Annotated in this window: 16 protein-coding genes and 1 pseudogene; 10 read left to right on the top strand and 7 right to left on the bottom strand. The window is 69.5% G+C overall.

From position 1 onward, the window contains the following. Nucleotides 1-350: 350 nt before the first annotated feature. Nucleotides 351-884 (top strand): GNAT family N-acetyltransferase, encoded by a 534-nt coding sequence (locus tag MKK55_RS11080; protein WP_243934708.1) that lies wholly within the window; start codon nucleotides 351-353, stop codon nucleotides 882-884. 10 nt (nucleotides 885-894) lie between these two features. On the opposite strand, the gene MKK55_RS11075 is transcribed toward MKK55_RS11080, so the two are convergent. Further along, complete coding sequence (locus MKK55_RS11075) at nucleotides 895-1,131, bottom strand: hypothetical protein (protein WP_243934707.1); 237 nt, start codon at nucleotides 1,129-1,131, stop codon at nucleotides 895-897. 188 nt (nucleotides 1,132-1,319) lie between these two features. On the opposite strand from MKK55_RS11075, the gene MKK55_RS11070 reads away from it, so the two are divergent. From MKK55_RS11070 to glcF, 4 genes are all read left to right on the top strand, one after another. Further along, nucleotides 1,320-2,762: a lipopolysaccharide biosynthesis protein gene (locus MKK55_RS11070; protein ID WP_243934705.1), complete on the top strand. Its 1,443-nt coding sequence runs from the start codon at nucleotides 1,320-1,322 to the stop codon at nucleotides 2,760-2,762. A 102-nt stretch (nucleotides 2,763-2,864) separates the two neighbouring features. After that, a complete protein-coding gene (locus MKK55_RS11065; RefSeq protein WP_243934704.1) occupies nucleotides 2,865-4,049 on the top strand; it encodes an FAD-binding protein in 1,185 nt (394 codons plus the stop codon). Between the two features lies 1 nt (nucleotide 4,050). After that, a complete protein-coding gene (locus MKK55_RS11060; RefSeq protein ID WP_243934703.1) occupies nucleotides 4,051-4,680 on the top strand; it encodes a hypothetical protein in 630 nt (209 codons plus the stop codon). Between the two features lies 1 nt (nucleotide 4,681). Continuing rightward, entirely contained in the window at nucleotides 4,682-6,022 is a 1,341-nt protein-coding gene (glcF, locus tag MKK55_RS11055; protein ID WP_243934702.1) for a glycolate oxidase subunit GlcF, read from the top strand. A gap of 6 nt (nucleotides 6,023-6,028) precedes the next feature. Here glcF and MKK55_RS11050 read toward each other — a convergent pair. The 4 genes and pseudogenes from MKK55_RS11050 to fumC form a co-directional block, all read right to left on the bottom strand. Continuing rightward, a pseudogene (locus tag MKK55_RS11050) lies at nucleotides 6,029-6,337 on the bottom strand (MBL fold metallo-hydrolase); the annotation flags it as partial. Between the two features lie 85 nt (nucleotides 6,338-6,422). After that, entirely contained in the window at nucleotides 6,423-6,638 is a 216-nt protein-coding gene (locus MKK55_RS11045; protein ID WP_243934701.1) for a ribbon-helix-helix domain-containing protein, read from the bottom strand. Nucleotides 6,639-6,886: 248 nt separating this feature from the next. Further along, a complete protein-coding gene (locus MKK55_RS11040; RefSeq protein WP_147727338.1) occupies nucleotides 6,887-7,078 on the bottom strand; it encodes a DUF4169 family protein in 192 nt (63 codons plus the stop codon). Between the two features lie 30 nt (nucleotides 7,079-7,108). Further along, nucleotides 7,109-8,521, bottom strand: coding sequence for a class II fumarate hydratase (gene fumC / locus MKK55_RS11035; RefSeq protein ID WP_243934700.1), 1,413 nt, complete (start codon nucleotides 8,519-8,521; stop codon nucleotides 7,109-7,111). A 135-nt stretch (nucleotides 8,522-8,656) separates the two neighbouring features. On the opposite strand from fumC, the gene MKK55_RS11030 reads away from it, so the two are divergent. Beyond that, nucleotides 8,657-10,051, top strand: coding sequence for a cytochrome P450 (locus MKK55_RS11030; protein ID WP_243934699.1), 1,395 nt, complete (start codon nucleotides 8,657-8,659; stop codon nucleotides 10,049-10,051). 12 nt (nucleotides 10,052-10,063) lie between these two features. On the opposite strand, the gene MKK55_RS11025 is transcribed toward MKK55_RS11030, so the two are convergent. Next, nucleotides 10,064-10,813: a phosphodiester glycosidase family protein gene (locus tag MKK55_RS11025; RefSeq protein ID WP_243934697.1), complete on the bottom strand. Its 750-nt coding sequence runs from the start codon at nucleotides 10,811-10,813 to the stop codon at nucleotides 10,064-10,066. Between the two features lie 196 nt (nucleotides 10,814-11,009). Here MKK55_RS11025 and MKK55_RS11020 point away from each other — a divergent pair, with 196 nt between their 5' ends. Next, on the top strand, nucleotides 11,010-11,480 hold the full coding sequence (locus tag MKK55_RS11020) for a hypothetical protein (protein WP_147727334.1): 471 nt from the start codon (nucleotides 11,010-11,012) through the stop codon (nucleotides 11,478-11,480). A gap of 61 nt (nucleotides 11,481-11,541) precedes the next feature. Here MKK55_RS11020 and MKK55_RS11015 read toward each other — a convergent pair whose 3' ends face one another. Beyond that, the gene (locus tag MKK55_RS11015; RefSeq protein ID WP_243934695.1) at nucleotides 11,542-11,952 is read right to left on the bottom strand and encodes a DUF4174 domain-containing protein; all 411 of its coding nucleotides are present in this window, start codon (nucleotides 11,950-11,952) and stop codon (nucleotides 11,542-11,544) included. Nucleotides 11,953-12,078: 126 nt separating this feature from the next. On the opposite strand from MKK55_RS11015, the gene MKK55_RS11010 reads away from it, so the two are divergent. The 3 genes from MKK55_RS11010 to MKK55_RS11000 form a co-directional block, all read left to right on the top strand. Next, nucleotides 12,079-13,095: an NADP-dependent oxidoreductase gene (locus MKK55_RS11010; protein WP_243934694.1), complete on the top strand. Its 1,017-nt coding sequence runs from the start codon at nucleotides 12,079-12,081 to the stop codon at nucleotides 13,093-13,095. A gap of 210 nt (nucleotides 13,096-13,305) precedes the next feature. Then, complete coding sequence (gene ssb / locus MKK55_RS11005; protein ID WP_243934693.1) at nucleotides 13,306-13,842, top strand: single-stranded DNA-binding protein; 537 nt, start codon at nucleotides 13,306-13,308, stop codon at nucleotides 13,840-13,842. Nucleotides 13,843-14,205: 363 nt separating this feature from the next. Next, a partial coding sequence (locus tag MKK55_RS11000) for a TadE/TadG family type IV pilus assembly protein (RefSeq protein WP_243934692.1) occupies nucleotides 14,206-14,457 on the top strand: 252 nt, incomplete at its 3' end.

The raw sequence follows: 14,457 nt of genomic DNA, 5'->3' as shown, positions 1-14,457 counted from the left end.
CTGGCGGCTGTCCGGCAGTTGGCCGGATGCCCACCAACCGACACGCGGCCACAGGCACGTGCGAAATTGGGCAGGGCGGATATACGGACGCCGCCGCGCCATCACAAGGAGAAATCGCCGCCACGCGGTGGGATTCCCTGTGCAGAGCGGGCAGCTGTTGCCAAAACGCAGCGCTCGGCCGTGGCCGGGCTTCCCAAGCGCGCGAAGAGGGGGCATCTGACGCCGGTCGACGGTGGCGACGCCCTGCCGGTCCGCGGCATCCGGGCGTCGTGCTGCGCGTGCGGCGGGCGGTGAGCGGCGGTCATCATGGTCGGGGTGAGACGGCGGACGATTCGGCCCCGGGGGACCGCGTGAGCCCGCAAGCCGACGGCGAACTGAAGATCCGCCCCGCGCGCCTCGACGATCTCGATGCCCTGGTCGCCCTGGAGAACGCGACCTTCTCGACCGACCGCGCGGAGCGGCGTGCGATCCGGCACGCGATCCGCTCGCCCTCGATGAGCGTGCTGGTCGCCTTGCTGGAGGAGGAGGACGGGACCAACGTCCTCATCGGCGCGGCGACGCTGGAGCGCCGCCGCAACAGCCGCAACGCGCGGCTCTCGTCGATCGCGGTGTCGTCGTCCCGTTCGGGTCTCGGCCTCGGCGGGCGGCTGATGCAGGCGGTGGAGGACGAGGCCCGCCGCCACGGCTGCACCCGCCTGCGCCTCGAGGTCCGCGCCGACAACGGCGCCGGCCTGCGCTTGTACGAGCGGCGCGGCTACACCCGCTTCGACGTGCGCGAGGATTATTACGAGGATGGGATGGAAGCGTGGCGCTACGAGCGCCCGCTCGTCGACGACGCGCCGGGCACGGCGCAGGTGCCGCCCCGGCAGCGCCGGAGCGGCTGAGGCCGAAAGATCAGTCGCAGCGCTCCTTGCGCACCGTCTTGCGGTCGCCCTCGTCGTTGGTCGACGTGACCGTCTTCGTGGAGCAGCCGTCGCTGCTCTCGCGGGTCTCGACCGTCTTGCTCTCGGTCGCCGGCCGGTCGACGACGACGGTGTCCGGCGCGCCGCGCTCGATCACGGTGGTCTGGGCGGTGGCGGCCTGGATGCCCGCGAGGGCGAGGATCGCGGCGGCGGGAACGAGAATGCGCATCTGACGGGGACTCCGGGGAAGGTTTGGACCGGACGCGGAAACGGTCTTCGGCGCCAAACCGTTCCGGCGCGCCCTCGTCGTGCCGGATTCAGGGAATCTTACCGGCGCGGCGCTAGATCGAGGCCGCAGGCCGCGCTCGCCCGTGCCGGTTCGTCCCCGAAGGCTCGTTCGTCCCCGAAGGCTCGTCCATGGCCGTGATCGCCGCTTTCGTCCTGAATGCCGGGCTGAACTTTGTCCTCGGCCTGCTCATCGCCAAGCTGCTCGGGCCGGCCGACTTCGGACGGTTCGCACTGGCCACCGCCGGCACCCTGGTGATCACCACCGTGCTGTTCGAATGGCTGCGCCTGTCGGCGACGCGGTTCTATTCCGTGCGCGTGCGCCTCGACGAGCCGTGGATCCGCCACGGCCTCGACCGGGCCTACGCCATCCTCGCGGCGCTGCTGTTGTCCGCCGCGGCCATCGCCGGCGGCCTCGGTCTCGGCGACGGCCCCGACGGCCACGCCGCGATCCTGTCCGGCGCGATGCTGGCGGCGCTCGGCATCGGCGTGTTCGACTACCACGCCGCGCTCGCCCGCGCCCGCTTCGACGGCAAGCTCTACTTCGGCCTCGTCGCGGTGAAGAACGTGCTGGCCTTCGCGATGATGGCGGCGGCCGCCTGGTATCTGCGCCAGCCGGCCTGGGTGCTGGCCGCCGCCGGGCTGAGCCAGCTCCTCGCGGTGCTGATCCTGCGCCACCCGCTGCGCGACCCGGTGACGACGGTGGAGCATCATCGTCGGCGCGAGACCTGGACGCTGTTCCTGCGCTACGGACTGCCGTTGATCGCGGCCAACGCCGTCTACCAGCTCCTGCCGTTCCTCAACCGCGGCACCATCGCGGCGCAGGCGGGATTCGCCGAGGCCGGCTACTTCGCCCTCGCTGCCGACGTGACCGCACGCAGCCTGACCATGCTCGGCACGGCGCTCGACCTGCTGCTGTTCCAGCTCGCAGTCCGCGTCGAGGAGCTGCACGGACGTGCGGCGGCCGAACGTCAGGTCGCCGCCAACGCCGCCACGGTCTTCGCGTTGCTGCTGCCCTGCGCCGTCGGGTTCTGGGCGGTGCTGCCGGCGCTCGAGGCGCTCGTGGTGCCCGAGGCCTATCGCGGGCCGTTCGCCCTCTACGCGCTGCTGCTGATCCCGGGCCTGTTCTGCCTCGCGATGATGTTCTTCGCGATCAACCCGGTGTTCCAGATCCGTCGCCGCACCCTGCCGGTGATCGCGGCCGCGGCGGCGGGGCTCGCCGTCAACGGGCTCGGCCTACTCGTCCTGCCGCCGCTGCTCGGCGGCGCCGGCGTGGCGCTGGCCCAGACGCTGGCGCTCGGCGCGGCCTTCGCCTGGCTGGCCGTGCGGGCCCTGACCGGACGCGACCGGCTCGTGCTGCCCTGGAGCGAGATCCTGTCTGCGAGCGCGGCCTGCGGCGCCATGGCCCTGGCGCTCACGCCGTTGCGCCATCTCGATCCGCCGCTCGCGCTCGGTCTCGCCGTGCCGCTCGGCGCCGGCCTCTACGCGGCCCTGGTGTGGATCTTCGACATCGCCGGCCTGCGCAGCCAGGTCGCGGGGCGCGTCCGTTCCACCCATCCCCTGGCCGCAGAGTAGAGCGGTTCCACTTTGCAAGGCGGCCGCGATCCCGCATGATCGCGGCCACAAGGATGCCGCGCAGAAGGCATCCGCCGAAAACACGCGACCGGGCAGGAAACGATGCCATTCTATGAGCCCCGCGACGAGGGCGAGGCGGCCGAGATCGTCGGTGCGGCCGCCGGCCGGTCCGAGCGCCTGCGCCTCGTGGGCGGTGACACCATGGCCGGGATCGGCCGGCCGGCGCAGGACGAGGCGACCCTGTCGGCGCGGGCGCTCTCCGGGATCACCCTGTACGAGCCGGCCGAGATGGTGATCGCGGCGCGCGCCGGCACGCCGCTCTCGGAGGTCCAGGCGCTGCTCGCCGCGCGCGGCCAAATGCTGCCGTTCGAGCCGATGGACGCCCGGGCCCTGATGGGCAGCGCCGGCGCGCCGAGCTTCGGCGCGGTCGCGGCGGCCAACAATTCCGGGCCGCGCCGCATCAACGCCGGGGCCGCCCGCGACAGCCTGATCGGCGTGCGCTTCGTCAACGGCCGCGGGCAGGCGATCAAGTCCGGCGGCCGGGTGATGAAGAACGTCACCGGCCTCGACCTCGTGAAGCTGATGGCCGGCTCCTGGGGCACCCTCGGGCTGCTGACCGAGGTCACCTTCAAGGTGCTGCCGGTGCAGGAACGCGTCGCGACGCTGGTCTTCTCGGGGCTCGACGACGCCCGCGCCGTCGCCGCGCTCGCCGCCGCGCTGGGCTCGCCGTTCGAGCTCACCGGCGCGGCGCACCTCCCCGCGGGGATCGACGGCGAGGACCCCCGCACGCTGATGCGCCTCGAAGGCTTCTCCGACTCCCTCGACTACCGCATCGGCGAGCTGCGCAAGCTCCTGAAGCGCTTCGGCGCCGCCGAAATCCTGGATGGCGAGCCCGGAGCCGCCCTGTGGACGGCGATCCGCGACGCGACGCCGTTCGCCGGCTCGGCGGACGCCGTGTGGCGACTCTCGACCGCTCCGACGCGCGGGCCGGCGCTCGCCGCCGCGATCGGCCGCACGATGCCGGCCCGCTGGTTCTACGACTGGGGCGGCGGCCTGGTCTGGCTCGCCGTGCCGAGCGCGGGCGATGCCGGGGCCGCGGCGATCCGCGGGGCGCTCGTCGAGCACCGCGGCCACGCCACGCTGATCCGCGCGCCCGACGCGGTGCGCGCCGCGGTGCCGGTGTTCCAGCCGCTGTCCGAGCCGCTGATGCGGGTGACGCAGGGGATCAAGGCGGCGCACGATCCTGCGGGGGTCTTCAACCCTGGGCGGATGTACGCGGGGATGTAAAGTGAAATTGAAACTAGATTTGCGGCGAGCCCTCGCATTGGCGATTATCGAATCACAGTATAAATACATGGAGATGACAGGCAAAAGAGAATTTCGTGCTGTAGAAAAGTCTATACCTGAAAAAGTACTTGAAGTTTCTGCTGCAAGAGAATGCTGGAATATCTTGAGAGGATATAATTACAACGTAATACAGGAATACACCTTCACAAATATAAATCGAAATTTAAGAGATCATTTTTCTGATACGAGAGCGAAGAAGTATAATAACGACATAAGGAGGGTGGATATAGCAATAATTGACGATTCTCAGAGAATTTGTGCGCTTATCGAAGTAAAAAGAAAAGGATCTTCGAGAGACATCTATCCGTCCGGCGACGTCACGAGGCTTAGGGAGCTTAGACATTATATCAAAGAAAGAACTGGATCGGATATAGATGCTATTTTTGTTTATGCAAGCACAATGCATTATTATGACGAAGACATGTTTAATTATAATTTAGAAATCGAAAATGGCCTTACAGGGGAAAAATTTAGCAGTAAGCCATTTGTATATTTTGACAAAAATAGAACACATAAGATATTCGAAAACGACTTGAGTTTTTGTTTTGGAGCAGTGTGCGGAATAGTCTGAAATGCAAACCAATTTCTCCCTCGCTCAGCTCGCCGACCCGGCGATGGCGACCTCCGAGAAGATCCTGCGCACCTGCGTGCATTGCGGGTTCTGCACGGCGACCTGCCCGACCTACCTGCTGCTCGGCGACGAGCTGGATTCCCCGCGCGGGCGGATCTACCTGATCAAGGACATGCTCGAGGGCGGCAAGGCGGCGAGCGCCGAGGTGGTCAAGCACGTCGACCGCTGCCTGTCGTGCCTGTCCTGCATGACGACCTGCCCATCGGGCGTGCACTACATGCACCTCGTCGACCACGCCCGCAGCCATATCGAGGAGACGTTCTCCCGGCGGCTCGACGACCGCGCGCTCCGGGCTATCCTGGCTTTCGTGCTGCCCCATCCCGGCCGGTTCCGGCTGGCCCTGTGGGCGGCCAAGCTCGGCGCGCCGTTCAAGCCGCTGGTCGCGCGCCTGCCGCGGGTCGGCAACCGCCTCGCCGCGATGCTCGACCTCGCGCCCGCCGCGCTGCCGGGCCGCGAGCCGACGAACCGGCCCGCGACTTTCCCGGCCGTCGGCGCCCGGGCCGAGAGGAAGCGCGTGGCGCTGCTGCGCGGCTGCGCCCAGAGCGTGCTCCGCCCCGATTTCAACGCGGCGGCGATCCGCCTGCTGACCCGGCACGGCGTCGAGGTGGTGCATGCGGACGGGGAGGGCTGCTGCGGCGCGCTCACCCACCACATGGGCAGGACGGGCGATTCGCACGCCCAGGCCAAGCGCACCATCGACGCCTGGATCGCGGAGGCCGACGGCGCCGGGCTCGACGCGATCCTCGTCACGGCGTCCGGCTGCGGCACGACGATCAAGGATTACGGATTCATGTTCCGCGACGACCCGGCCTATGCCGACAAGGCGGCGCGGGTCTCGGCGCTGGCCAAGGATGTGACCGAGTTCGTCGCCACGCTCGGCATCGCGCCGGTGATCGAGAGCGACCTCGTCGTCGCCTACCATTCCGCCTGCTCGATGCAGCACGGCCAGGGCATCCGCACCGAGCCGAAGGCCTTGCTGAAGCAGGCGGGCTTCACCGTGAAGGACGTGCCCGAGGGGCACATCTGCTGCGGCTCGGCCGGCACCTACAACATCCTGCAGCCGGAGCTGGCGGGCAAGCTCAGGGCGCGCAAGGTCGCCAACATCGAGCGCATGCGCCCCGACGTGATCGCCACAGGCAACATCGGTTGCGCCACCCAGATCGGGAAGGGCACCGCGATCCCGATCGTCCACACGGTGGAGCTGCTGGATTGGGCGACCGGCGGGCCACGGCCGGCCGCGATCGGGCGATCGGCCGAGCCGGCGCTGCAGGCGGCGGAGTGACGAACCTCAGCGTTCGAGCTGATAGGTGACCGGGATCCAGCGATAGCCGGTGCCGCTGCGCCCGACGTAGCCGAGCGAGGGGAACGAGGTGTGGTAGCCGGCGACGACGAGGTCGTCGGTGGCTGCCATGTCGTAGATCCGCCGGCGCGTCGCGGCGCCCGCGGCCTTGTCCATGTCGAACAGGGCGTGCCAGCCGGGCTCGGCGAGCGAGGCGACCTCGTGGTGGGCGCAATCGCCCCAGATCAGCATCCGCCGCCCTTCGCTCTCGACGTGGAAGGCAAGGTGGCCGGGCGTATGCCCGTAGGCCGCGAGCGCGTGGTGAGCACGACGACGTCGACCGCCTCCGGCGCGGTGCCGGCCGCCTCGCTCAGCCTTCGCGACATCCGGCGCTGACGACCGGTCAGGGTGCCCGCTCGCGAAATGACGCCAGCACGAAGACCCGGATCGCCGAGGACAGGTTCTGGCCGTCGCGGCCGGCATCGATCGCCCCGATCAGCGCCTGCACCGATTGGCCGCGTGCTGCGGCGATCTCGCACAGAGCGGTCCAGAACGGATCCTCCAGCGACACGCTGGTGCGGTGGCCGGCGATCATCACCGAGCGCTTGGTGATGCTCATCGCGGGCTCTTCCCTCCCTTCCCAACCTTCCCCGTCATCCCGGGGCGCCGAAGGCGAGCCCGGGATCCAGAACCGCAGGTCGTGCCTCGGATGCCGCCGTCGGCGGCTCTGGATCCCGGGCTCTGCTGCGCAGCCGCGGGATGACAGAGTGAAGCGGTATCAGAAGCAATTTACTTGGATCGGACGAGATCGGTGAACGCCGTGGCTCCCTCCAGGGAAACGGACGTCGCGCGGCGGCGCACCCTCGCTCAGGTCTCCGGATCCGGCCCGACCAGCTTGTGGCCCTCGTGGCGGGCGACCTCGATCGCCGTCTTGCGCTCCTGCAGGGTCCGGGCCTTCTTCGGGCGGCCGAAGGCGATGCGGTTGTCGGCCGCCTTCTCGTCCTTCTCGACCCGCAGGCGTGCCTTGCGGGCTTGGCGCAGGTTGATGATCTCGGCCATCGCGTCGATCTCCCGGGTCTCGGCTTCGGCCTACTCGGCGCTCGGGGCCAGCATGGTCTCGGGCCGCACCACGCGCTCGAACTCGGCCTCCGTCACGTAGCCGAGGCGCAGGGCCTCGTGCTTCAGGGTGGTGCCGTTCTTGTGCGCCGTCTTGGCGATCTCGGCGGCCTTGTCGTAGCCGATCGAGGGCGCGAGCGCGGTCACCAGCATCAGCGAGCGGCTCATCAGGTCGGCGATCTTGTCCTCGTTGGCCTTGATCCCGACGACGCAGTTGTCGGTGAAGCTCACCGCCGCGTCCGCGAGTAGGCGGATCGACTGCAGCACCGCGTTGGCGATCACCGGCTTGAACACGTTGAGCTCGAAGTTGCCCTGGCTGCCGGCGAAGCTCACCGTGGTGCCGTTGCCGATCACCTGCGCGCAGACCATCGTCAGCGCCTCGCACTGGGTCGGGTTGACCTTGCCCGGCATGATCGAGGAGCCCGGCTCGTTCTCCGGCAGCGACAGCTCGCCCAGCCCGGAGCGCGGGCCGGATGCCAGCAGGCGGATGTCCTGCGCGATCTTGAACAGGCCGGCGGCGAGCGCCGAGAGCGCGCCCTGCGTGAACACCAGCGCGTCGTGGGTCGCCAGCGCCTCGAACTTGTTGGCGGCCGAGGTGAAGGGCAGGCCGGTCAGCGCCGCGACCTTGGCGGCGAAGCGCTCGGCGAATTCCGGATGCGCGTTCAGCCCGGTGCCGACGGCGGTGCCGCCCTGCGCCAGCGCCAGCACGCCGGGCAGCGTCGCCGCGATGCGCGAGCCGCCGAGCGCGACCTGCGCGGCGTAGCCCGAGAATTCCTGGCCCAGCGAGACCGGGGTCGCGTCCTGCAGGTGGGTGCGGCCGATCTTGACGATCGATTCGAAGGCCTTCGCCTTCGCGTCGAGCGCGGTGTGCAGGTGCGTCAGCGCCGGCATCAGGCGCTCGGTGATCTCGCGCGATACCGCGATGTGCATCGCCGTCGGGAAGACGTCGTTCGAGGACTGGCCGCGGTTGCAATGGTCGTTGGGGTGGACCGGCGACTTGCCGCCGCGCTTGCCCCCGAGCCGTTCGTTAGCGAGGCTGGCGATCACCTCGTTGGCGTTCATGTTGGACTGGGTGCCCGATCCGGTCTGCCACACCACCAGCGGGAACTCGTCGTCGTGCCGGCCCTCGACCACCTCGGCCGCCGACGCCGCGATCGCCTCGGCCACCTTCGGGTCGAGGCCGCCGAGATCCTGGTTCACCAGGGCGGCCGACTGCTTGACGAGGCCCAGCGCGTGGACGAGCGGCGCCGGCATGTGCTCGGTGCCGATCTTGAAGTTCTGAATCGAGCGCTGGGTCTGCGCCCCCCAATACCGGTGCGCCGGAACCTCGATCGGCCCGAAAGTGTCGGATTCCGTGCGGGTGGCGGTCTCGGGCTGCGGCGACATCGTGGCCTCTACGTTCGGTGCGGTGCGGTGCCTACCTACGACAGGCGGCGGCAAATCGCGAAGGCGCTTTTCCGGCCGTGTCCCGACAAACGCGGCGGCCTGTTCCCCGTCGCGCCAAGCAAGGATGGCGCCCGAATGACGGCGACGATCGCGATCGACACGGATGCGCCGGTGGCGTCCCGCTTCCGGCCGCCGGTGCCGGCGCCGCGCCGCACGGCGATGGGCCTGTTCGAGTTCCTCAAGGCGGCGCGCAAGAACCCGATCACCACCTGGATGGAGGATCACTTCACCGCCCCCGTGGTGGCCGGCGACGGCGCCATGGGCCGCATCACCGTGGTCAGCGACCCGGCACTGATTCGCTACCTCCTCGTCGAGAACGTCGGCAACTACCGCAAGGACGACCTCCAGCGCCGCGTCCTGGCGCCCGGGCTCGGCAACGGCCTGCTCAGCGCCGAGGGCGACGCCTGGAAGCTGCAGCGGCGGACGCTGGCGCCGATCTTCTCGGCGCGCACCGTGCAGGGTTTTTCCGATGCGATGAACGCGTCCGGCGCCAAGCTCGCCCGCCGCCTCGTCCGGCGCGACGGCACGCAGGTCGACGTCGCGCTGGAGATGACCCGCGTGACGCTGGACGTGCTGGAGCGGACGATCTTCACCCAGGGCCTGCCCGGCGATCCCGATGCGCTCGGGCGGGCGATCACCCGCTTCCTCGAGGCCGTCGGGCCGATCGACCCGCTCGACGTGTTCGGCGTGCCCGATTTCGTGCCCCGGCTCGGACGCCTGCGGGCGCGGCCGGCGGGGCGCTACTTCGCCGAGGTGGTCGAGGAGCTGATCGCCCGCCGCAAGGCGCTGTTGGCGGCCGGCGGCGCGCCGCAGGACCTGATGACGCTGTTGCTGGCGGCGCAGGACCCCGAGACCGGCAAGGGCCTCACCGACCTCGAGGTTCAGGCCAACATCGTCACCTTCATCGCCGCCGGGCACGAGACCACGGCGAATGCCCTGACCTGGGCGCTGTACTGCTTGGCGAAGGACGACGCCGCCCGCGAGCGCCTCGAGTCCGAGGTCGACGCGGCGGGCGACGGCGACGTCGCGATCGAGGCGCTGCCCTTCGCCAAGGCGGTAATGGAGGAGGCGATGCGCCTGTTCCCGCCGGTGCCGTTCCTCAGCCGCCAGGCGATCCGCGACGATCGACTCGGCCGCATCAAGGTGCCGCGCGGGTCGATGGTGCTGGTCGCGCCCTACGTGCTGCACCGGCACCGCACCCTATGGGACGATCCGGACGCCTTCGTGCCGGAGCGGTTCCTCGGTGCGAACCGCGACGCGATCCCGCGCTTCGCCTACCTGCCGTTCGGGGCGGGCCCGCGCGTCTGCATCGGTCAGAGCTTCTCGCTGCAGGAGGCGGTGATCGTGCTGGCCCACATCGTCCGCGCCGTGCGGTTCCGGATGCCGGCCGATCATCCGCCGATGACGCCGCTGCACCGGGTGACCTTGCGGCCCGAGCACGGCCTGCGCATGGATGCGACCCGCCGCTGAGGCGGGCCGTCCCTATCGTGCGACCGCCCCGACCATCGGCCCGAGCGGGCGGCTGATGTCGCTGCGCTTGAGCGTCGGCGCGTAGAGGCTCGACACGCTGCCGTCGAGGAACAGCGCGTTGCGGCAGCCGAGGTCGTCCCGGAACAGGCGCGCGAAGGCGCCGAAGGTGACGGGATGCTCTGAGATCGCGAACACCGCCACCCGCCCGTCGTCGCGGACGCCGACGCCGTTGCGGATCTTCTGGCTCGGCCCGTCGGCAGAGATCTTGGGGTGGATCTGCCCGTCGATTACCAGCATCGGGCCGGACTGCGTCGCGAAGTCGGGCCTCAGGCGTGCCTTGAGGTAGTGCCCGGTGTCGAGCACGCCGGCGCGCTCGCTCTTCACGTAGAACACGCCGTTCGGCTTGAGGTGGAAGTTGCCCGGCCCGTTGGCGGTCGAGACGCCCTTCATCTCGCGGCCGTCCTCGACGTAGAGGCCGACCGGGGCCTGGCCCTTGTCGTACATGCCGGCGTTCATCGCGAAGCTCAGGCGCGGGCCCTGCTTCTCGGCGAGCGCCGAGAGCGACGAATAGGGCTGCCCGTCGGCGCCGAGCCAGAACAGCCGCACGCGCTGGCGGCGGAGATCGACGGTGCACACGGTGAAGCTGTCGCCCTGCGCCTGGACGGGCCGGCAGGCCTCGGGGACGGCCGTTTCCGCGCGCGCGCCGCCGCTCGAGACGGCCAGGAAGGCGAGAGCCGCCGCTAGGGTCGGACGTAACATCATCGTGAGGCCTCGAAGCAGCCGAGCCATTCGCACGCCTGCGGCGCGTCTCCTCACCTCAGAATGCGACGCTTTTCAAGCAGCCGCGATGGCCGCAGCGAGGAGGCGGTTTCGAATGTCGCAGCCTGAACCGAAATCGGCGCCTGCGCGTTTCTCGGATGATGGGGGTTACGGTCACGACTCTTCTGGAGATGGTTTGATGAAGCGTCTTCTTCTTGCTTCGACGTTGATGGTCGGAGCGCTCGCTTACCTGCCGGCGTCGGCCGAGGCGCGCGGCTTCGGCGGTGGCTTCCATGGCGGTGGGTTTCACGGCGGCGGCTTCGGCGGGTTTCGTGGCGGTGGCTTCGGCGGGTTCCGTGGCGCCGGCTTCCGGGGCGGTTTCGGCGGCTATCGCGGCGGCTTCGGCGGATATCGGGGCTACGGTTACGGCCGCGGCTACGGGTACGGCCTCGGCGGCCTGGGTCTCGGTGTCGGCCTCGGCCTCGCCGCCGGCGGCCTCTACGGGGGATACGGCGGCTACGGCTACCCGGGTTACGGATACGGCTATGGGTACGCCCCGGCCGCCTACGGTGGCTACGGTTACGGTTACGGCGGCGAGTGCGTGACCGTTCCCCGGGTCCGCTGGACGCCGTACGGCTATCGCCGCGTGCTGGTCGAGCGCTGCTACTGAGCGGATCGACGACGGAAACGAGAAAGAGGGCTGCCCGCGGGCGGCCCTTTTTTGTTTCGGCTCAGCGCTGGCGGCGCATCTCGTCCCGGCGCATCGGCATCGCGTCGATCGTCGAGAACAGCCGCAGTGCCGGGATCGGCTCCGCCGCCGTGATCTTGGCGCCGCCGTCCTTGCCGACGAGCACCGCGCGGAACGCGTCGGCCGGAAGGCGCAGCTGCCGCCGGATCACCGCGGCGCTTTCCCCATCACCCACCGCCTCGACCACCACGAGATCCCGCTCGCCGAACCCGGCACGCGCCGCCTCGACGGCGGCGCGCTGCTCGGCGAGCCGGCGATCGTCGGCATCCGGGGCGGACAGGACGAGCACGCGCGACGCCTGGCGATAGCGCGCCAGCGGGTCCTGCGCCGCGGCGGCCTGGCCGGCGAGGGTGATCGACGCGATGGCGAGGGCGAGTCCGGATCCGACGCGCATGCGGTTGCTCTCGTGTTTTGGGGATCGGTTCGATCGGGCAACGCGGAACGCGCGCGACGGTGACATCGGGCCTCGCCGCTGCGACATGATAGGCCGATCGATCCTCGACCCTCACGGAGACCCGGCATGGCCGCCAAGAACCGCCGCATCGTCCTCGCCGCGCGTCCGCACGGCGAGCCGACCTTGCAGAACTTCCGCCTCGAGGAGGCCGTCGTCCCGACGCCGCGCGCCGGCGAGATCCTGCTGCGCACACGCTGGCTCTCGCTCGACCCCTACATGCGCGGCCGGATGAGCGCGGCGAAATCCTACGCGCAGCCGGTCGGCATCGGCGAGCCGATGACCGGCGGGACGGTGAGCGAGGTGATGCGCTCCGAGCACCCGGACTTCCCCGTCGGCACCCTGGTCCAGGCCTTCGGCGGATGGCAGGAGTTCTCGGTGTCCGACTGCAAGGGCCTGCGAAAGGTCGATCCCGCGGTCGCACCGCCGACGACGGCGCTCGGCGTCCTCGGCATGCCCGGCATGACCGCCTATACCGGGCTCCTCAATATCGGCGAGCCGAAGCCCGGCGAGACCGTGGTGGTGGCCGCCGCCGCCGGGCCGGTGGGGTCGCTCGTCGGGCAGATCGCCAAGCTCAAGGGTGCGCGCGCCGTCGGCATCGCGGGCGGCCCCGAGAAGTGCGCCTACCTCACGCGCGAGCTCGGCTTCGACGCCGCGGTCGACCATCGCTCCGACGACCTGCCCGGCGCGCTGGCCGCCGCCTGCCCGAAGGGCATCGACGTCTACTTCGAGAACGTCGGCGGCGCGGTCTTCGAGGCGGTGCTGCCGCTGCTGAACGACTTCGCGCGCATGCCGGTCTGCGGCCTGATCGCCGGCTATAACGCCACCGAGCTACCGCCCGGCCCCGACCGGTCGCCGCTGCTGATGCGCGCGGTGCTGACCAAGCGCCTGCGGATCCAGGGCTTCATCGTCTGGGATTTCGCGAGCCAGATCGACGCCTTCGAGCGGGAGGTCGGCGGATGGATCGCGGATGGATCGGTGAAGTACCGCGAGGACGTGGTCGAGGGCCTGGAGAACGCGCCCGAGGCCTTCATCGGCCTGCTGAAGGGCCGCAACTTCGGCAAGCTCATCGTCCACGTCGCCTGAGCGGGACTTCGCAGCCGGCGCCGCGCGATGCGGCACCGGCTTGCCGCGTAATCGGAACAAAGATAGAACACAGGAGGCCGGCGCCGCGTGTGGGTGATGGGGACAAGCGCCGCTGCGCCGGTTGCCCGGGCTCGTCCCGAGGCTCATGAAGAGCACCCGCGGGTTCGGCCGGACCGAGCCCTGTGAGATCCGACGGCGAAGGAGAGAGCGATGGCGGGCAGCGTCAACAAGGTCATTCTGGTGGGCAATCTCGGGCGCGATCCCGAGACGCGCCGCCTCGGCTCCGGCGATCCGGTGGTCAACCTGCGCCTCGCGACCTCCGAGTCGTGGAAGGACAAGGCGTCGGGCGAGCGCAAGGAGAAGACCGAGTGGCACTCGGTCGTGATCTACAACGAGAACCTCGCCCGCGTGGCCGAGCAGTACCTGCGCAAGGGCTCGAAGGTCTACATCGAGGGCCAGCTCCAGACCCGGAAGTGGACCGACAATTCCGGCGTCGAGAAGTACACCACCGAGGTGGTGCTCCAGCGCTTCCGCGGCGAGATGACGATTCTCGACGGGCGCGGCGGCGGTGGCGAGATGGCGGCCGACGACGAGGGCGGCGGCCAGGTCAGCCGCGGCGGCGGCGGCGGCGAGTATGGCGGCGGCCGTTCCCAGGGCGGCAGCGAGCGGCGTCAGCCCCCGGCGCCCGCGGGCGGTGGCGGCGGTTCGCGCGGCAACTACGACCTCGACGACGACATCCCGTTCTAGGCAGCACCCGCCCGCCGGGCGCCGTCGGCACCTTGCTCCTGATATTGTGAAGGCCCCGGATCACGCATCCGGGGCCTTTTTCGTTCCGGGTTCCAAAGCATCGTCGCTCACGGATCGAGCAGATCGCGAACGGCGGAAAGTCATTTTTTCCCGGCCGACATGATGCGCCGCTCTCCGCAAGTCTTTATCCCGGCCGATCGCCTTATTGTCCTAGATGAGGGGGTGTTCCGTGCGACCGAGGGTTGTGCTCATGTCGTGATGACGCCGCAGGATGTCATCTAGGGTTGGTAGGGCGATTCAACTTTGGTTTAGATCTTCGGGTGGATAGCGTCTGAATAACGTATCTCATCCGCCTCAGGTGTCATGCCTCGCCGCCTCGTCCGCGCATTTCGCCCATCACCGATCCGCACGTTCGCCGCCGCCGCCGAGGGGGCCGCCGCGGTCGAGTTCGCCCTCGTGTCGTTGCCCTTCCTCGCGCTGGTCGGCGCGATCATCCAGATCGCGTTCGTGATCTGGGCCGGCCAGAACTTCGACCGCACCGTCCAGAACGCGGTGCGCGGCCTGTTCACCGGCCAGTTCCAGATCGCCAACAGCGGGACGACCAGCGCGGCGGTC

The sequence above is a fragment of the Methylobacterium sp. J-059 genome, assembly GCF_022829485.1.
Lineage (GTDB): Bacteria > Pseudomonadota > Alphaproteobacteria > Rhizobiales > Beijerinckiaceae > Methylobacterium.
Note: the sequence above shows the minus strand (reverse complement) of the source record. Positions and strands in the feature narration are given on the sequence as shown.